This is a genomic window from Alkalicoccus halolimnae, from assembly GCF_008014775.2.
GTDB classification, from domain to species: Bacteria; Bacillota; Bacilli; order Bacillales; family Salisediminibacteriaceae; genus Alkalicoccus; species Alkalicoccus halolimnae.
Genome location: NZ_CP144914.1, coordinates 3,381,719 through 3,399,517, shown reverse-complemented (window position 1 = coordinate 3,399,517; position 17,799 = coordinate 3,381,719). Strand labels below are relative to the sequence as shown.

The window sequence follows — 17,799 nt, the reverse complement described above, 5'->3', positions numbered from 1 at the left end:
CGCAATCATTTGTCTGACAAGTGCAAATTCCTTTGCTTATTTGAGAGAGACGCGTTAAAATATAGAGCATATGAGGCAATTTTCAAACAGCTTAGGGAGGGTCCACTTAAATGACAACGATTGATAAACAGGCTTTAAGCAATGTGAAGGCACAGGATCAGGAAGTTTTTGCGGCAATGGAACTGGAAAAAAAGCGCCAGCAGGATAACATTGAGCTGATCGCGTCAGAGAACTTTGTGTCAAAAGCTGTCATGGAGGCGCAGGGTTCTGTGCTGACAAACAAATATGCAGAAGGCTACCCGGCAAAACGTTATTACGGCGGCTGTGAGCATGTTGATACAGTAGAGAATATCGCCCGGGACCGTGCGAAAAAGATTTTTGGAGCGGAGCATGTCAACGTCCAGCCGCACTCCGGTGCCCAGGCGAATATGGCTGTTTACTTTGCGTTTCTCGAGCACGGCGACAAAGTGCTCGGAATGGACCTGAACCACGGCGGCCACTTAACGCACGGAAGCCCGGTCAACTTCAGCGGCAGGCAGTACGAGTTTGTCGGTTATGGAGTGGAAAAAGAAACCGGCCGGATCAACTACGAAACGGTCCGTGAAATGGCTCATGAGCACAAGCCGAAAATGATCGTCGCAGGAGCAAGCGCCTACCCGCGTGAAATTGATTTTAAGATTTTCCGGGAAATTGCGGATGAAGTCGGCGCCTACCTGATGGTCGATATGGCGCATATCGCCGGGCTTGTTGCAGCAGGAGAACACATGAATCCCGTCCCTTATTCTGATTTTGTGACAACGACGACCCACAAAACGCTCCGCGGACCGCGCGGCGGAATGATTCTTACAAAAGAAGAGTATGGCAAAAAGATCGATAAAGCAATCTTCCCGGGCCTGCAGGGCGGACCTCTCATGCACGTCATCAGCGCCAAGGCCGTCTCGTTCGGTGAAGTGCTTCAGGATGACTTTAAAACGTATTCCAAGCAGGTACGCCTGAACGCAGAGGCACTCGGCAAGTCTCTCGTTGCCAACGGCATTGATCTCGTTTCCGGCGGTACGGATAACCATCTCGTCCTGCTTGACCTGCGCGGGCTTAACCTGACAGGAAAAGCAGCGGAAAAAGCGCTGGATGAAGTTGGAGTGACTACAAATAAAAACGCGATCCCGTTTGATCCGGAAAGCCCGTTCGTCACGAGCGGCATCCGTATCGGAACAGCAGCGGTAACTTCCCGCGGTTTTGTAGAAAAGGATCTTACAGAAGTAGGCAGCATTATCGCAGCTGTTCTGAAAGACCATGAAAACGAAGCGGTACTGGAGGATGCAGCGAAGCGTGTAGCTTCCCTCACGAGTGCCCATCCTATGTACGAAGATTTGTAAAAATAGTTAAAAGGAAACGAGGGAGCGGACTTCCATATGAGAAGTCCACGGACTCTATATGGCGGCATGACGCGATTTGTCATGCCGCCATTGTTCTGTGGAGAGTGCTTTTTTCCGCTCGGGCGGAAACGGTTTTCTTCCGGAAGGAGCTTGATTCGCAGAGCGAAGTCGGGTAGAATACCCAAAGGATATTAGAACTAGAGGAGCGTGGTTGCTATGGCAAAAGTGTACGTATTCGATCATCCGTTAATTCAACATAAACTTTCTTATCTCCGCAACAAGGATACCGGGACGAAAGAGTTCCGCGAACTGACGAACGAAATAGCCGGTCTGATGGCTTTTGAAATTACCCGCGAACTGCAGCTGCAGGAAGTGAAAGTTCAGACCCCGGTCGCAGAAGCGTCCTGTAACACGATTGCAGGGAAGAAACTTGGAATTGTTCCGATTCTGCGTGCGGGACTCGGAATGGTCGACGGAATGCTCGAACTTATTCCGGCAGCGAAAGTTGGACATGTCGGACTTTACCGGGATCCGGACACACTCACACCGGTAGAATACTACGTTAAACTGCCAAGCGACACAGGCGAACGGGACTTTATCGTCGTCGATCCGATGCTTGCTACAGGGGGATCCGCCATAGAAGCGATCAACGTTATGAAAAAGCGCGGCGCGGTAAACATCAAGCTCATGTGTCTCGTTGCCGCACCTGAGGGTGTGGAAGCCGTACAGAAAGCTCATCCGGACGTCGACATTTATCTTGCCGCCCTGGATGAAAAACTGAATGAAAAAGGCTACATTGTGCCTGGTCTCGGCGATGCCGGCGACCGTCTCTTCGGCACAAGGTAATCTCGGAAAAAGAAAGGCGTCATGACCACATATGGTCATGGCGCCTTTAAACGATAGAGGGGTGACTGACCGGGAAAAACTGCTCCTTCACGGGCACGGAACTGAGATGCGGGCGTTATAACGGAGTTTTGGTACCGGCAAATCGGGAACATGAGGGGCGGAGCCAAATTAAACAGCGCACATAACCTGCCGCTTTTCTGGTAAAATAGACCTTAGTTTACTATGAAAGGAAAAGGAAGTGACGAGATGCCAGAGCGTAAAAAGATCATGACCATTTTCGGGACACGGCCGGAAGCGATAAAAATGTGCCCGCTCGTACTCGAAATGGAAAAACATGAAGAAATTGAATCGATAGTAACCGTAACCGGTCAGCACCGCGAAATGCTCGATCAGGTTCTGGAAATATTCGGGGTAACGCCCGATGAAGACTTAAACATCATGCAGGCACGCCAGACGCTCACCGACGTCACAACGAGAGCAATGGAAGGACTCGATGAAGCGATGAAACGCCTCCAGCCGGATATGGTGCTCGTACACGGAGACACGACGACGACCTTTGTCGCAAGCCTTGCTGCATACTACAACCAGATTGCCGTCGGACACGTCGAAGCGGGTCTCCGGACGTGGGATAAATACTCTCCGTTTCCAGAAGAAATGAATCGTCAGCTGACAGGGGTCATCAGTGACCTGCATTTTGCCCCGACAGTAAAAGCCGCAGAAAATCTCCTCAATGAAAATAAGCAGGAAGACGGAATATTTGTCACCGGCAACACGGCGATTGATGCCCTGAAAACAACCGTCACCGACGAATACGAGAGCAGCGTTCTCGAAAAGCTAGGTAACGACCGCCTTCTGCTCGTGACCGCCCACCGCCGCGAAAACCTTGGTGAACCGATGCGCAATATGTTCCGTGCAATCAAGCGGATCGTGACGGAATACGAAGACGTCCAGGTCATCTATCCGGTCCATTTAAACCCGGTCGTCCGGGAACTGGCCGATGAGATTCTCGGAGACGATGACCGCATCCAGCTGATTGACCCGCTCGGCGTCCGCGACTTTCATAACTTTGCGTCACGGGCGCATATCATTCTTACCGACTCCGGCGGTGTTCAGGAGGAAGCGCCTTCTCTCGGCGTGCCTGTGCTCGTGCTGCGTGACACGACGGAGCGTCCGGAAGGAATTGCTGCCGGTACGCTGAAGCTTTCCGGAACGGAAGAGGAAGATATTTATCATGATGCATCCACGCTCCTCAGCGATGAAACGGCCTACAAAGCTATGTCAAAAGCCTCCAACCCCTACGGTGACGGAGAAGCTTCCAAGCGCATCATCGAAGCCATCCGCTACTTTTACGGACTCCGCACCGACCGTCCGAAGGCATTTGAAGTATAATAACCGAGGAACAAGCTGTTCGGACAACTGTCCGGACAGCTTTTTTTGAAGCAGTTATATTAAAGCATGTCCTGTTGATTTCCGGATGGCTCTCAGCTTTCGCCGGACGCTGCCGACTTAAGGTTTCGGGAAAAAGAATGAAAAATTGATTCGCCTGCGGAAAGTTATCTGCAGCGATACATCGAACGGCTTCTTAAACAGTCTTATTTTCCCCTTCCCTCGGCACGGAGGAAAGGGCGGGAAGTGGCAGAATAACAGAGAGAAGTGGCAGAATAACAGGGTAGTGGCGGAAATATCGGAAGAAGTGGAAGAAATACTCCGAGAAGAGGCGGAAAAAATGCGGTTAGTGGCATAATTAGGAGAGGTAATGGCAGAATCCCCACCCCACCCCCTTCAACTCCCCGCTGCATCCGCCGTTCACAGAGGCGGAAATGAATAAAAGGAGCTCACTTTATATGGCTGGGAAATAAATGTAGATCAGCGGCACATGCTTTAAGTTGATATACCAATTTTAGATAGGAAGATATATTCATCCAGCACGAAAGATCCCCCCTGAATTTAGTCAAATTCTTCACAAAAAATTCATATTTAATTCTCACAGATTATAACAGACATTTTTCACAAACTTATGTATAATGATAAATGTACATAGGAAAGAACTTGGTAATAAGAGGGAGGAAAAAGGAAAATAATCCTCGTGAAAAACTGCGATTTCACGGGCGTTGTTTCCGTTTTCATCGTATTGACATGATAGGGGTCATGTTGTACGATTACAAAGGTATCGGATGAACCAGTCTAATTGTGAGTAAGGAGTTATGCGGCATGTCAAAAAAGTCACAACAGCCTCCTTATCAACCAATTATGCGGGCTTTTGCGCTGATGACGACAATTTCTTCCTATATTATAGGAGCAATATTGTTAGGCGTATTCGGCGGCAGATGGCTGGATCAGTATTTCGGTACGAATGGAATATTCCTGCTTCTTGTTCTGCTTGCCGGTCTCGGCGCAGCAATGTATGGAATCTATTCCGCAGTAACGAAGTTTACGGAGGGCGAAAATGACATCGATGAGTGAACTTGCCAGACGCTATTCTATTTACACCGGCATCATCATCGTGCTGCTTCTGCTCCTCGCCGTAATCACATCGATTTCCACGTTTTTCTTAGGAATGGCCTTTGGAACCGCTTTTAGTTTACTGAATTTTGTGAGTACATATTTTCAAACGAAGCGGATCATGGAAATGCAGAGAACCCGCAAATACCGGTTTTCCATCGGTACCCTTGGGAGGCTTCTCATCGTAGTCGCCGCTCTGTTCATTGCCCAGGCTTTTCCCCAGTATTTCGATATGACAGGTGTGATTGCAGGACTTGCAGTTACGTACGTCATCCTTCTTATTGATCCTATTTTCCACATTAAGCATTTGCAGTAGCGTATCTTCTACAACTGGATTAGTCTGTAATGCATCAAAGAGAGGTGAATTTACGATTGGATACTCAATTTTTAAAGGTCGATTTATTCGGTATTCCATGGATGACAGTTAACATTCCCAACCTTATCCTTATTACGGTTGCGATGGCTATCGTCTTCTTCGTCTGTACATTTATGGCAAGAAAGATCCAGATGTACCCGACCGGGGCGCAGAACGCGCTTGAGTACCTGGTGCAGTTTATCAAAAATGTCGTAAGCAGTACGATGGACTGGGAAAAAGGAAAGAGCTTTTTCATGCTCGGTATTACCCTGATTTTGTACGTTTTCGTAGCGAACATGATGGGAGTGCCGTTTGAGCTGGCAACGGGGGGAGAACACTATGTATGGTGGAACTCGCCGACGTCAAATCCTGTGTTAACTCTTTCTCTGGCCCTGTTTGTTATCGTGTTGACTCACGTCTATGGAATTAAGATGAAAGGGCCGAAAGAATACGGGAAAGATTATTTCCGTCCTGTATGGTTTCTGGCACCGTTTAAGCTCATCGAGGAGTTTTCCAACACGCTTACACTCGGTATGCGGCTTTTCGCCAACATTTACGCGAAGGAAGTTATTCTCGTCCTGTTGGTAGGCCTTGGTACATCAAGTTTATTCTGGGTGTTTGGAGCATTTTTGCCACTCATTGTATTTCAGGCGTTCAGTCTTTTCATCGGTACGCTGCAGGCTTTCATTTTCTGTATGCTGACGATGGTTTATATGGCACACAAAGTTAACGAAGAGCACTAATCATCTCGTGAATAATAGCTCTCACTGAGAGCGTATTCTTAATAAATTTGTAAAACGATATTATCGAAGGAGGATTTTCATAATGGATGTAGGTTTAATTGGTATTGGTATTGGTCTAGCAGCAGGATTGGCAGCAATCGGTGGAGGTATCGGGGTAGCCCTCGTAATCGCCAACACACTTCAGGGCGTTACTCGTCAGCCGGAACTTCGCGGTCCGCTTCAGACAATCATGTTCATTGGTGTACCACTTGTAGAGGCACTTCCGATTTTCGCAATCGTACTTTCCTTTTTACTACTGGGTAACATGTAACGACAAATTTCATGGCGGAGGTCGTATTATTACACGCTTCGCCATTCCTTATGTACGAAAGTGTGCCCGGATTGCTCCGGGTTCGCTTTTCCTAACAGAAGTTCTGCACAAAGGAGGCGACCCTGTTGTTTGATATTAATGAAATAGAATGGCTGAATGCGCTCTATCAGATAGCGGCATTCTTCGTTCTTTTACTACTTTTGAAGAAATACGCGTTCGGTCCGGTCATGAACATGATGGAAAAACGCGAGCAGCACATTGCTGAACAGATTTCATCAGCGGAAAAAAACCGCGACGAATCAGAACAGTACCTGAAAGAACAGCGTGAAGCGATTCAGCAGGCACGCGTAGAAGCGAAGGAAATCGTCGAAAACTCGAAGAAGATGAGTGAACAGCAGGCGGCAGAAATCGTGAAAAGTGCCCGGCAGGAGTCCGAGCGTCTGAAAGAAAATGCCAAGCAGGAAATCAACACGGAAAAAGCACAGGCAATCTCCGCGCTTCGTGAACAAGTTTCCACATTATCCGTTCTTGTAGCGGCGAAAGTGATCGAAAAAGAACTGGATGAACACGAGCAGGAAAAGCTTATCCAGGAGACGCTTAAAGAAGTGGGCGGAGACCTATGAGAAAGCATCCAGTAGGCTTCCGCTATGCAAAGGCGCTGTTTCAGACGGCGCAGGAGCATGGAACGCTCGACCAGACGCTTGAAGATCTCGAAACGGTGTTACAGGTAATGGAGAACACGAACCTTCTTGACGAAGTGTTCCGGCACCCGCGGATGACGGAAACCCGGAAGAAGGATATTATCAGAAATGCGTTTTTACCAAAAGTAAGCAAGCCCGTAGTAAACCTGCTTCAGCTTCTTATCGATAACAAGCGCGAGACGTTGTTTGCGGTCATCGCAGATAACTTCAAATCGCTGACTTACGAAGAGAAGGGCACAGCCGAAGCGACTGTCTACTCCGCCAAACCGTTGGGAGAGGCCGAGAAGGAAGCGGTCGCAGCAGTATTTTCCAGAAGAGCAGGCAAAACGAAGCTTCTTATAGACAACATTGTTGATAAAGACGTCATCGGCGGGCTCAGAGTCCGTATTGGAGATACCGTGTATGATGGCACTGTCGCTACTCAGCTCGAACGAATTCATAAACGAATGACTGAAGGGATCAGCAGATAGGGGTGAACGATATGAGCATCAGAGCCGATGAAATCAGCTCGCTGTTAAAGCAGCAAATCGAAGGCTATGAAACAGAAATGGAAGTAAATGATGTCGGTACCGTCATCCGTGTAGGGGACGGAATCGCAGTAGCACACGGCCTGGAAAACGTCATGGCCGGAGAGCTGCTTGAATTCTCTAACGGCGTCATGGGAATGGCGCAGAATCTGGAAGAAAACAACGTAGGTATTATTATCCTCGGACCATATGTGGAAATTCGTGAAGGTGACGAAGTAAAGCGTACGGGACGAATCATGGAAGTACCAGTCGGAGATGAACTTCTCGGACGCGTCGTCAACCCGCTCGGCCAGCCGCTTGACGGCAAAGGCGCCGTAGGCACAACAAAAACCCGCCCAATTGAAGGCGGAGCTCCAGGCGTTATGGATCGTAAATCGGTTCATGAGCCGGTTCAGACAGGCGTAAAAGCAATCGACTCACTTATTCCGATCGGCCGCGGCCAGCGTGAGCTTATCATCGGGGACCGCCAGACGGGTAAAACAGCGATTGCAATGGATACGATCATTAATCAGAAAGAAGAAGACATGATCTGTATTTACGTGGCGATCGGACAGAAAGAGTCCACGGTAGCAGGTGTTGTGGAAACACTCCGCCAGCACGGTGCGCTTGATTATACGATCGTCGTTACAGCAAGTGCTTCCCAGCCGGCACCGCTCCTTTACCTTGCACCATATGCCGGTGTATCCATGGGGGAAGAATTCATGTACAACGGCAAGCACGTTCTCGTCATCTATGATGACCTGACGAAGCAGGCAGCTGCCTACCGTGAGCTCTCCCTTCTTCTCCGTCGTCCTCCAGGTCGTGAAGCATTCCCTGGTGACGTATTCTACCTTCACTCCCGCCTTCTTGAGCGTGCAGCGAAGCTGAATGACGATTTAGGAGCAGGATCACTGACTGCCCTGCCGTTTATCGAAACGCAGGCAGGCGACATCGGGGCCTACATCCCGACGAACGTTATTTCCATCACAGACGGACAGATCTTCCTGCAGTCGGATCTCTTCTTCTCCGGCGTCCGTCCGGCCATTGATGCGGGTCTTTCCGTATCCCGGGTCGGCGGTTCCGCACAGATCAAAGCGATGAAAAAAGTTGCAGGTACCCTCCGTCTCGACCTTGCGTCCTACCGCGAGCTGGAAGCCTTCACACAGTTCGGTTCCGACCTCGATGCTTCCACAAAAGCGAAGCTCGACCGCGGTGCAAGAACAGTGGAAGTGCTCAAGCAGGGCTTACACCAGCCGCTTGCAGTAGAGAAGCAGGTATTTATCCTCTTCGCACTGACGAAAGGTCATCTTGACGACATTGAAGTAGAAGACGTTAAACGTTTTGAAGCAGAACTATATACGTTCCTTGAGCATAACAGCAAAGATCTTCTTTCCCAGATCAAAGATTCCGGTAAACTTGCAGACGAATCAGCGATGAACGGGGCAATTGAAGAGTTCAAAAAGTCTTTTCAGGCTAGCTAAGACCAACAGCAGAGCAGCGGGCAGCACGCCCCTGCTTTCGGAGCAAAGGTGGTGAAGAACGTTGGCATCTCTTAAAGAGATTAAAACGCGAATTGGTTCCACGAAGAAAACAAAACAGATTACAAAAGCGATGGAAATGGTTTCTGCTGCAAAGCTCAACCGCGCTCAGGGTAAAACCGAAGCATTCCAGCCGTATATCCGTAAAATCCGTGAAGTTGTAGAAAGCATTGCCCAGGGAACAGGGGACATCAGTCACCCGATGATGGAAGAGCGCGAAGAGATCAGGAAGACGGGCTATATCGTCATCACCTCGGACCGCGGACTCTGCGGCGCTTACAACAGCGGACTGCTCCGTGAAACGTACAAGCTGATCCAGGAACGCCACAGTTCCCAGGATGAGTACGGTATCGTTGTCATCGGTAAAATCGGACGCGATTTCTTTAAGAAGCGCGACATGCCGATTATTCAGGAAATCGTCGGCATTAACGACCAGCCGGATTACAACGATATTAAAAATATCGCTCAGACGACTGTACAGATGTATGCGGATGAAGTTTTTGACAAAGTGTACATCCACTTCAACCACTTTCTCAGTGCAATCAGCCAGGAAGTGACAGAAGCCAAGCTTCTGCCGCTGACAGGCCTTGCCGAGGAAGCAGAAAAGAAGCAGGAAGAAGTCAAGCAGGAAGCGAAGCCGCGGCTCGATTATCTATACGAGCCCGATCCGGATACGATTCTTGAAAAGCTCCTTCCGCACTATGCAGAAACCTTGATTTACGGGTCGCTGCTCGATGCGAAAGCGAGTGAATTCGGAGCAAGAATGTCTGCCATGCGTTCCGCAACGGACAATGCAGACAATCGAATCGGCGAACTTACACTCAGTTATAACCGTGCCCGCCAGGCAGCTATCACTCAGGAAATCAACGAGATCGTCGGCGGAGCCGCAGCACAAAGCTAGTCAGCAATTGTGGAGGAGGAAAGACGATGAACAAAGGACGCGTCACACAGGTAACAGGTCCGGTCGTAGACGTTCAATTTGAACGCGGCCACCTGCCGCATATTTATAACGCAATTACAGTTTCCACAAAAGCGAAGACGCAGGGGGAAGTGGACATTGAGCTTACGCTTGAAGTAGCCCTTCACCTTGGCGACGACACGGTCCGCACAGTCGCAATGTCCTCAACGGACGGACTTGTACGCGGAACGGAAGTACTCGATACAGGGAGCCCAATTTCTGTACCGGTCGGCGACGCCACACTCGGCCGCGTCTTCAACGTACTCGGGGAGAACATTGACCTTGACGAGCCGATCGCAGCGGACGTTGAGCGTAACCCGATTCACCGCGAAGCACCGGAATACGATCAGCTGCAGACGACAACAGAGATCCTCGAAACAGGTATCAAAGTTGTTGACCTGCTTGCCCCTTACGTAAAAGGTGGTAAAATCGGCCTCTTCGGCGGTGCCGGAGTAGGGAAAACGGTTCTGATCCAGGAACTGATCAACAACATCGCTCAGGAGCACGGCGGTATTTCCGTATTCGCCGGTGTTGGCGAGCGTACACGTGAAGGAAACGACCTTTACTTTGAAATGAAGGACTCCGGCGTTATCACAAAAACGGCCATGGTTTTCGGCCAGATGAACGAGCCGCCTGGAGCGCGTATGCGTGTAGCACTTACCGGTCTTACGATGGCAGAGCACTTCCGTGACGTTAAAGGTGCAGACGTACTGCTCTTTATCGACAATATCTTCCGTTTTACTCAGGCAGGTATGGAAGTATCCGCCCTTCTCGGACGTATGCCGTCCGCGGTAGGTTATCAGCCGACTCTTTCCACAGAGATGGGTCAGCTGCAGGAGCGTATCACGTCTACGAAGAAAGGTTCCGTTACTTCCATTCAGGCGATCTATGTACCAGCCGATGACTACACAGACCCGGCTCCGGCAACAACGTTCGCCCACCTGGATGCAACAACGAACCTCGAACGTAAACTTTCTGAAATGGGTATCTACCCTGCGGTGGATCCGCTTGGTTCCACGTCCCGCGCGCTTTCCCCGGAAATTGTCGGCGAGGAGCACTACGCTGTATCACGGGAAGTTCAGGTTACGCTGCAGAAGTATAAAGAACTTCAGGACATCATCGCGATCCTTGGTATGGACGAGCTTTCAGAAGAAGACAAGCTTACCGTAAGCCGTGCGCGGCGTATCCAGTTCTTCCTGTCCCAGAACTTCCACGTAGCGGAGCAGTTCACAGGACAGAAAGGTTCTTACGTTCCAGTTAAAGAAACGATCAAAGGCTTCCGCGAAATTCTTGACGGTAAGCACGACGATGTACCGGAAGACGCGTTCCGTCTTGTCGGCCAGATCGAAGCCGTTACAGAAAAAGCGAAGCAGATGTCATAAGAAAAGCGGAGGCCTCGTGCCTCCTGCTTTTACGCAACACATAAAAAGTGATCCTCTTTCCGCTTTCAAGAAGCGGAAGGACGCATCCTTTCGATAAGGAGGGTGACCGGTGAAGACGATGCAGACAAATGTCGTCACACCTGACGGCAGCGTTTTTGAAGCACAAGTCAATATGGTAAGCGTCAAGACGATTACCGGTGAGCTGGGAATTCTACCCAACCACCTGCCCCTCGTCACACCGCTGGCCATCGGTGCGATTCGACTGAAGCAGGAAAACAATGTCCACCTCATCGCACTAAGCGGCGGCTTCATGGAAGTGCGCCAGGATGAAGTGAACATTCTTGCAGAATCTGCCGAGCTGCCATCAGATATCGACGTCACGCGTGCGCGGGCTGCAAAAGAACGGGCCGAGCGGCGTTTAGAAGAAGCGAAAAGAGATAATATAGATTTCCACCGGGCCGAGCTCGCCTTAAAACGAGCCGTAAACCGGCTGGAAGTTGCCCAGAACTAATTACGATTCCGTCTGTATTCAGGCGGGATTTTTTTTATTGTTCCAGCGGCAATTTAATGGATCCTTATTCTGATGGTAACCTGCTGGGATAAAGTCGTGATCACGTCGCCCCATACGTTCGCAATTCCAGGCAGAAGCTGCTTTTCGTTGTTTGAGGGGTGGTGGGTGTGGTGGGTAGAATGATGAATTCGGATGGTGAAACGATGAATTAACGTCAATATGCGATCATTAAAATCAGTTAAGCCTTCCCATTTGAGAGTAAACGCGACTAATGATAGTAAATCCCCCTGAAAAATGAGTTAATCTCTGATGTTGATGAGTAAAATGCTCTTAATGTGGAGTAAATCAAAAGTCTCCCTTGAAATAGAATATCTACTATATGTTGACCACTATTTTTCGTTTCCGTTTCTCTGGATACAGCCTCTTTATGGGGGCGCCTTCCGGGTGGGACGGCCTCAACTGATCTTTCCTTCTCTCGGTAGGGTGGGACGGTTCTTATAATTGCTGCTTCGGTTCTGTTAATTCGGAAAAAAGTTCTTTTAATTCAGCCCCCGGTCTTCTTAAACCGGCGGATAGTTCTGTTTATTTCGTGTAGTTCTGTTAATTGAAGCACAGGTTCTGTTATTTCGGCGTGAAGTTTTATTAATTCAGCCCCCGCTCCTCTATCCCACCCAACTCAACAATGAAAGCCAGCGGCGCGCATTTATAACTACACCAGCCGAGGGCAGAGCTTTTCGAACTAATTTCTTTTGGAAATTATGAGAGGAACAAAAGTCTTAAGACCTGAAAAAGATGCGGATACCTTCCTCATTCTTGTATATTTTTTCTATAAAATAGGCAGATTGACACATACCATTTTTCTATTAATTCCTATAACCTGTAAATATACAGAATATTTTTACCTCATATTATGACCACATCAACAATTTCCTTATTCAATGTGTAACTTTTCGAAGGCGGCAGCGACTGTAATAATGAAAGACCTGAAGTACATAGGCGAGGTTGACCCTTTTTAAGTAAGGAAAATGAGTTTGCAAAAAGAGGCAGAAGATGAAATCCTTGTATTACACATTTTTTAACATTTTCGTAAAAAGAAGATTATTTTTATCTGTTTTTGTGAATAATAAGAAATAAGAAGTTTTTTTGCCGCTGATTATCTTTGTAGTGAAAAAAGGGAAAAAAGGACGTAATCTCAAAAATCATACGAAAGAACTACCATTTTCCGTAGATTTGTGCTAATTAGAGGTAGCTTTGGCTTTGGATTTTAGTTAAGATTATGGTTGTGCTTAAAATCGAGTATTTTCACAGTAGAGAAAGAGCAGAAACGTACGGAGGGGTAGCATGATGGATTCCATTGGTCAGCAGTCACTATTTAACATCATGATCAGTCTCATGGTCTTAGTGGTCGTCTGGTGGTGTGTACAATCCTTTCGCTTCGACGTTTTTGTTAAAGATCCTGAAGGTATCAAAGCAAAGGCGCTGATGGTGTTAACAACGCTTGCACTTACGCATCTCGTTACCGGATTTCTGCTGAACTACTTGAACTGGTCTACATCGCTCCGCTATTTATTTTAGCGGCAAGCACGGAAGGTACATGTGGGTCCGCCTGAAGGGACCTGATTATGTACGGTGCTTTACCAATACAAAACGTTCGCTGTAACAAATGACGCTTTTTAAAAATCTTAGACAAAATACGAAATCGACTTTTACGATTACCAGCTGCGCAGGCATCTGGACACGGAGGGGAATATATTGGAAAAAATTATTGTTCGCGGAGGCCGTCCGCTCAGCGGAAGCGTGCGCATTGAAGGCGCAAAAAACGCTGTATTACCGGTCATTACCGCATCTATTCTAGCAAGTAAAGGAACGAGTAACATTTACGACGTACCGCCTCTGGCTGATGTTTACACCATCAGCGAAGTTCTTCGCAATCTTTTCGCCGATGTGGAGTACGATGGAACGAACCATCTTAAAATTAATGCGGAAAAGCCGCTCGCAACAGAAGCACCATTTGAATTTGTCCGCAAAATGCGCGCTTCTTTCCTCGTTATGGGGCCGCTTCTGGCACGCGTGGGTCATGCGCGGATCGCGCTTCCGGGCGGATGTGCCATCGGTTCCCGTCCCATTGATCAGCACTTAAAAGGCTTTGAAGCGATGGGCGCGACAGTAGAGATCGGCAACGGGTACATTGAAGCTAAAGTCGACGGACGCCTTCAGGGAGGCAAAGTTTATCTCGACTTCCCAAGTGTCGGCGCCACTGAAAACATCATGATGGCAGCCTCGATGGCAGAAGGCAGAACCGTAATAGAAAACGCTGCGGAAGAGCCGGAAATTGTCTGCCTCGCTACGTACTTGAACGCGATGGGCGCCAAAGTCCGCGGAGCAGGCACAGGCACGATCCGTATTGACGGAGTGGAAGAACTGACCGCAGCGGATCATACCATTATTCCAGACCGCGTCGAAGCAGGTACATTTATGGCTGCGGCTGCTATCACCGGCGGAAATGTTCTTATTGAAAATGTCCTTCCCGAACACCTGCGTCCGGTTATCGCAAAAATGACGGAAATGGGTATTCATATTGAAGAAGAAGGCACAGGACTCCGTGTCATCGGGCCGGAGAAGATGAAAGCTGTCGATATTAAAACGATGCCTCATCCAGGTTTCCCAACCGATATGCAGTCGCAGATGATGGCCCTTATGCTGATTGCTGAAGGAAACAGCGTCATTACAGAAACCGTCTTTGAAAACCGGTTTATGCACGTAGAAGAATTCCGCCGCATGAACGCGGATATTAAAATTGAAGGAAGAACCTCGATAGTCAACGGACCGGTTAAGCTCCAGGGAGCAGAAGTAGCATCGACCGACCTTCGTGCAGGAGCCGCTCTTGTACTGACAGGACTCGTAGCAGATGGGTACACCCGCGTTACTGAACTTAAACACATTGACCGCGGCTACGTAGACTTCACCGAAAAACTGCTCGCACTCGGAGCAAATATCGAACGTGTAAACGAAGAAGAGCAGGATGAACCATCAACAGCAAAAGAAAAAACGTATAACTCTAATTTTGCATAAACGGCTTCATGCTATTATTCAAACCTCCTGTCCATTCCGGGCAGGGGGTTTTATTATTCCCCGGGAAATTACCCCTTCAAAACCACGGTCATGAACGTTTTTTATTCGAAGAGAAATAACATATTTTATTGTATAGCCAGAAAAAGAGTGAAACAAACAGAACAATTCTTATAAAATAAAATTGGATCGTTGGATTATTGAAGAACTGAATTTAGAGTACTTGCTTCTGTTATTTAACAAAAGACTACAATTTTGGTGCTCCTCTGACTTACGTGAGATCTTGGTACATTCCTCTAATATCTTTATACAGACGCTCGATGATCCTAATCGCTGAAGGTACCGTTGATAGCAGCAGAAAATTTTTTCTATAATAACAATAAAAACGAAGCGGAAACCGGCGGACGCCAGTGGAAGAAGGAGGTCGGAAGATCCCGCAGGACGCAAGTCCGAGGAAGCTGGAGATTTCCTCCACGGCAGGTCAGTGGAAGCGGAGTTTTCCTCCTAATACTAAAAGAATAGTAACTACACTAACAAATAAAAAAGCGTCTCGACAGTTTAGGGTGCCGGGACGCCTTAAAACAGGCTGGTGCGTATCGCTGCCACGATCGATGAAAGAAGGAATGTTACATCCGCTTTTGCAGTTTAGCCGCAATATCGTAAAAATCTTCCGGACTGTATCCCGGAGCGAATTCTTCCGGCTTCGCTTCGAAATCCGGTTTCTCGCCGCCTTCCGGCATGCCGATTTCCACTTCGAGCGGTTTGCCGTCGTCAGGGTGATTACCGACCCAGATTTTATCTATATCACGGTAATCTTCCGGACTGAAAGTGAAAAGCTTTCGATGAAGCCCGAGACGCTCAAACTTTTCTGCTTCTTCATATTTACTGTTGTCGAGATCGGGAATCGGCATCATTTTTTTCACATCAACGCCGGTAATTTCCTCGAGGGCTTTGGCATAGGCAAGCGTATGGACACCACCGCGCACGAGCAGGTAGCCGATCATCTCCCGGGCTACCGGGTGGCTTGTCATTTGATAAACGCGCATTTTGTGTGTGCGTGCCCCGCATTCGAGGAAAAAGTTGTGAAGTAAATCCAGGACGAGGTTCCCGCTATTGAAGACGTAATCACCCTGCCAAGGCTGCCCCATCGAATTGCCGGGCATAGACGTCTGGGCGTTGACAATGAAGTGATGCAGGTTCGGGGCATCCAGTCCGGGAGCGAGAGGAGCTTTTGGGTCATCGCTTGAAGAAGTAGCCCCTTCCATTAATGAATTGATGGTGGCTGAAACAAGCTCGACATGACCAAGTTCTTCCCCCGTAATGCTCGCAATCAGATCATAAAATGGCTTCAGCTTCTTTTTCTGACGAAAATTAAAGGATTGATTCATGTAGTTCATCAGCGTCGACATCTCACCAAAACGACCGCCCATCAGCTCCTGAACCGCGGCTGCAGCAGCAGGATCTGCTTTGTCCGGCATCGGCAGATCAATCTGCAGCTTGTCAAAACGTTGGAACATTTCTTTCACTCCTTCTTTTAATTTTGTCGGGGGAGACGTAGAACAACTACCCCTTCCAGCAAAAAGAAAACAGATTATTCAGAAAATGGTTCTTTTGACAGACAGGTTCATAGGAATAAAATAACAGCCGATGACATCAGCTTCTGCATGTAGAAAATCAACAAATTTTCACAGACAGCCGTCGAGTTTTGTACTAAACGACTTCCTTTTTGTTTGAAATTTATGATAAAATATAGCGATAAAGGAATCTCGTAATAGTATGTTTATGGAACGAATATGCGGGTATCGAAAATAGAGCAGTATATTACCGCCTGCTCTTCCGTAAAAAGGCCTGCTTCAGCAGAACCTCATCTATGTAGAAGCTCCGCGTTTACAAATAAAACAGCACATCAAAAATGCCTATAAAAATGCCTATTTTATTTTCACACAAATATAAATTAAGGCGGGGGAGCTGAGGTAGATGTTTGGACGGGATATCGGAATTGATCTCGGAACGGCGAACGTACTTATCCATGTGAAAGGGCGAGGCATCGTGTTAAATGAACCGTCCGTCGCAGCGGTCGATATGAAAAGCGGGAAAATAGTCGCCATCGGTCAGGAAGCCTTCGATATGGCCGGCCGTACCCCCGACAATATTACCGCCGTCCGGCCCCTGAAAGATGGAGTCATAGCAGATTTTGATAAAACCGAAAAAATGCTGAAACATTTTCTCGATAAAATAAACGTAAAAAGCATGTTCGGCAAACCGCGGGTGCTTATCTGCTGTCCTGCCCAGACAGGAACGGTGGAAAAAAAGGCCATCCGGGAAGCCGTTGAAAAAATCGGAGCGAAAGAAATCTACCTGGAAGAAGAACCAAAAGTGGCAGCGATCGGAGCGGGAATTGATATAAATCAGCCCGTTGGCAGCATGATTATTGATATCGGCGGCGGCACGACCGATATAGCCGTCATATCGATGGGCACAATCGTTGCTTCCGAAACGGTCAAAAAAGCCGGCGATCATTTAAGCAGCGCCATCGCCTATTATATAAAAAGAAAGCATCAGCTCTTAGTCGGTGAACGGACAGCGGAACTGATAAAAATGAATATCGGCAGCGTCTGTCCCGAAGGCCGGGACGAAACAATGAACGTCCGCGGAAGAGATACGGTCAACGGGCTGCCGCGTACCGTCACGATTACTTCCGCTGAGATAAGCGGAGCGCTCCTGGAAACGATGCGGCATATTATTTCATCCGCCACTTCTGTTCTCGAACGCACGCCGCCGGAGCTTTCCGCAGACATCATTGACCGGGGAATCATTATTACAGGAGGCGGGGCCTGCCTTCACGGGGTGGATACCCTCCTGTCGGGAGAACTGAATGTGCCTGTTTTCATAGCCGAAGACCCTTTGAGCTGTGTCGTGAACGGGACGGGGAAAATGCTGGAGCAGCTGGACCAGCTGGTGAAAGTAAAACAGAGATAACGTTGACATAACGTCATGAGGAG

The 17,799-nt window shown here is 48.3% G+C and carries 17 protein-coding genes; 16 read left to right on the top strand and 1 reads right to left on the bottom strand.

Annotated elements, in window-relative coordinates:
* The first annotated feature begins 110 nt into the window (after positions 1-110).
* The 15 genes from glyA to murA all read left to right on the top strand — a co-directional run bounded on the left by glyA (position 111) and on the right by murA (position 14,800).
* A complete protein-coding gene (glyA, locus tag FTX54_RS15510; RefSeq protein WP_147802755.1) occupies positions 111-1,376 on the top strand; it encodes a serine hydroxymethyltransferase in 1,266 nt (421 codons plus the stop codon).
* Between the two features lie 216 nt (positions 1,377-1,592).
* Complete coding sequence (upp, locus tag FTX54_RS15505; RefSeq protein ID WP_147802756.1) at positions 1,593-2,222, top strand: uracil phosphoribosyltransferase; 630 nt, start codon at positions 1,593-1,595, stop codon at positions 2,220-2,222.
* A gap of 246 nt (positions 2,223-2,468) precedes the next feature.
* Positions 2,469-3,611 (top strand): non-hydrolyzing UDP-N-acetylglucosamine 2-epimerase, encoded by a 1,143-nt coding sequence (gene wecB / locus FTX54_RS15500; protein ID WP_147802757.1) that lies wholly within the window; start codon positions 2,469-2,471, stop codon positions 3,609-3,611.
* 822 nt (positions 3,612-4,433) lie between these two features.
* Positions 4,434-4,685 carry an AtpZ/AtpI family protein gene (locus FTX54_RS15495; RefSeq protein ID WP_147802758.1) on the top strand — a complete coding sequence of 84 codons (252 nt, stop codon included), beginning with the start codon at positions 4,434-4,436 and terminating at the stop codon, positions 4,683-4,685.
* Positions 4,669-5,040, top strand: a complete 372-nt coding sequence (locus FTX54_RS15490) for an ATP synthase subunit I (RefSeq protein ID WP_147802759.1) — start codon at positions 4,669-4,671, stop codon at positions 5,038-5,040. Before FTX54_RS15495 ends, FTX54_RS15490 begins: the two co-directional genes overlap by 17 nt.
* 56 nt (positions 5,041-5,096) lie before the next feature.
* Positions 5,097-5,822, top strand: coding sequence for a F0F1 ATP synthase subunit A (gene atpB / locus FTX54_RS15485; RefSeq protein ID WP_147802760.1), 726 nt, complete (start codon positions 5,097-5,099; stop codon positions 5,820-5,822).
* 82 nt (positions 5,823-5,904) lie between these two features.
* Positions 5,905-6,132 carry a F0F1 ATP synthase subunit C gene (atpE, locus tag FTX54_RS15480; RefSeq protein WP_147802761.1) on the top strand — a complete coding sequence of 76 codons (228 nt, stop codon included), beginning with the start codon at positions 5,905-5,907 and terminating at the stop codon, positions 6,130-6,132.
* A 125-nt stretch (positions 6,133-6,257) separates the two neighbouring features.
* Positions 6,258-6,755 (top strand): F0F1 ATP synthase subunit B, encoded by a 498-nt coding sequence (gene atpF / locus FTX54_RS15475; RefSeq protein WP_147802762.1) that lies wholly within the window; start codon positions 6,258-6,260, stop codon positions 6,753-6,755.
* Positions 6,752-7,303 (top strand): F0F1 ATP synthase subunit delta, encoded by a 552-nt coding sequence (locus tag FTX54_RS15470; protein ID WP_147802763.1) that lies wholly within the window; start codon positions 6,752-6,754, stop codon positions 7,301-7,303. Before atpF ends, FTX54_RS15470 begins: the two co-directional genes overlap by 4 nt.
* An 11-nt stretch (positions 7,304-7,314) precedes the next feature.
* Positions 7,315-8,820, top strand: coding sequence for a F0F1 ATP synthase subunit alpha (atpA, locus tag FTX54_RS15465; RefSeq protein ID WP_147802764.1), 1,506 nt, complete (start codon positions 7,315-7,317; stop codon positions 8,818-8,820).
* Between the two features lie 61 nt (positions 8,821-8,881).
* The gene (gene atpG / locus FTX54_RS15460) at positions 8,882-9,778 is read left to right on the top strand and encodes an ATP synthase F1 subunit gamma (protein WP_147802765.1); all 897 of its coding nucleotides are present in this window, start codon (positions 8,882-8,884) and stop codon (positions 9,776-9,778) included.
* A gap of 26 nt (positions 9,779-9,804) precedes the next feature.
* Complete coding sequence (atpD, locus tag FTX54_RS15455; RefSeq protein WP_147802766.1) at positions 9,805-11,217, top strand: F0F1 ATP synthase subunit beta; 1,413 nt, start codon at positions 9,805-9,807, stop codon at positions 11,215-11,217.
* A gap of 118 nt (positions 11,218-11,335) precedes the next feature.
* Positions 11,336-11,728 carry a F0F1 ATP synthase subunit epsilon gene (locus tag FTX54_RS15450; RefSeq protein ID WP_422387440.1) on the top strand — a complete coding sequence of 131 codons (393 nt, stop codon included), beginning with the start codon at positions 11,336-11,338 and terminating at the stop codon, positions 11,726-11,728.
* A 1,341-nt stretch (positions 11,729-13,069) separates the two neighbouring features.
* The gene (locus FTX54_RS15445; protein ID WP_147802768.1) at positions 13,070-13,303 is read left to right on the top strand and encodes a DUF1146 family protein; all 234 of its coding nucleotides are present in this window, start codon (positions 13,070-13,072) and stop codon (positions 13,301-13,303) included.
* Between the two features lie 177 nt (positions 13,304-13,480).
* Positions 13,481-14,800 (top strand): UDP-N-acetylglucosamine 1-carboxyvinyltransferase, encoded by a 1,320-nt coding sequence (gene murA / locus FTX54_RS15440; RefSeq protein ID WP_147802769.1) that lies wholly within the window; start codon positions 13,481-13,483, stop codon positions 14,798-14,800.
* Positions 14,801-15,423: 623 nt separating this feature from the next.
* Here murA and FTX54_RS15435 read toward each other — a convergent pair.
* Positions 15,424-16,314 (bottom strand): manganese catalase family protein, encoded by an 891-nt coding sequence (locus FTX54_RS15435; protein WP_147802770.1) that lies wholly within the window; start codon positions 16,312-16,314, stop codon positions 15,424-15,426.
* Between the two features lie 460 nt (positions 16,315-16,774).
* On the opposite strand from FTX54_RS15435, the gene FTX54_RS15430 reads away from it, so the two are divergent.
* Entirely contained in the window at positions 16,775-17,776 is a 1,002-nt protein-coding gene (locus FTX54_RS15430; protein ID WP_147802771.1) for a rod shape-determining protein, read from the top strand.
* The last annotated feature ends 23 nt before the right edge of the window (positions 17,777-17,799 follow it).

What these genes read in the sequence shown, in the direction of transcription:
- glyA (WP_147802755.1), top strand. Translation starts at nt 111, where the DNA reads ATGACAACGATTGATAAACAGGCTTTAAGCAATGTGAAGGCACAGGAT.
- atpA (WP_147802764.1), top strand. Translation starts at nt 7,315, where the DNA reads ATGAGCATCAGAGCCGATGAAATCAGCTCGCTGTTAAAGCAGCAAATC.
- upp (WP_147802756.1), top strand. Translation starts at nt 1,593, where the DNA reads ATGGCAAAAGTGTACGTATTCGATCATCCGTTAATTCAACATAAACTT.
- atpD (WP_147802766.1), top strand. Translation starts at nt 9,805, where the DNA reads ATGAACAAAGGACGCGTCACACAGGTAACAGGTCCGGTCGTAGACGTT.
- FTX54_RS15495 (WP_147802758.1), top strand. Translation starts at nt 4,434, where the DNA reads ATGTCAAAAAAGTCACAACAGCCTCCTTATCAACCAATTATGCGGGCT.
- FTX54_RS15430 (WP_147802771.1), top strand. Translation starts at nt 16,775, where the DNA reads ATGTTTGGACGGGATATCGGAATTGATCTCGGAACGGCGAACGTACTT.
- FTX54_RS15490 (WP_147802759.1), top strand. Translation starts at nt 4,669, where the DNA reads ATGACATCGATGAGTGAACTTGCCAGACGCTATTCTATTTACACCGGC.
- atpE (WP_147802761.1), top strand. Translation starts at nt 5,905, where the DNA reads ATGGATGTAGGTTTAATTGGTATTGGTATTGGTCTAGCAGCAGGATTG.
- FTX54_RS15435 (WP_147802770.1), bottom strand. Translation starts at nt 16,314, where the DNA reads ATGTTCCAACGTTTTGACAAGCTGCAGATTGATCTGCCGATGCCGGAC.
- FTX54_RS15470 (WP_147802763.1), top strand. Translation starts at nt 6,752, where the DNA reads ATGAGAAAGCATCCAGTAGGCTTCCGCTATGCAAAGGCGCTGTTTCAG.
- wecB (WP_147802757.1), top strand. Translation starts at nt 2,469, where the DNA reads ATGCCAGAGCGTAAAAAGATCATGACCATTTTCGGGACACGGCCGGAA.
- FTX54_RS15450 (WP_422387440.1), top strand. Translation starts at nt 11,336, where the DNA reads ATGCAGACAAATGTCGTCACACCTGACGGCAGCGTTTTTGAAGCACAA.
- FTX54_RS15445 (WP_147802768.1), top strand. Translation starts at nt 13,070, where the DNA reads ATGATGGATTCCATTGGTCAGCAGTCACTATTTAACATCATGATCAGT.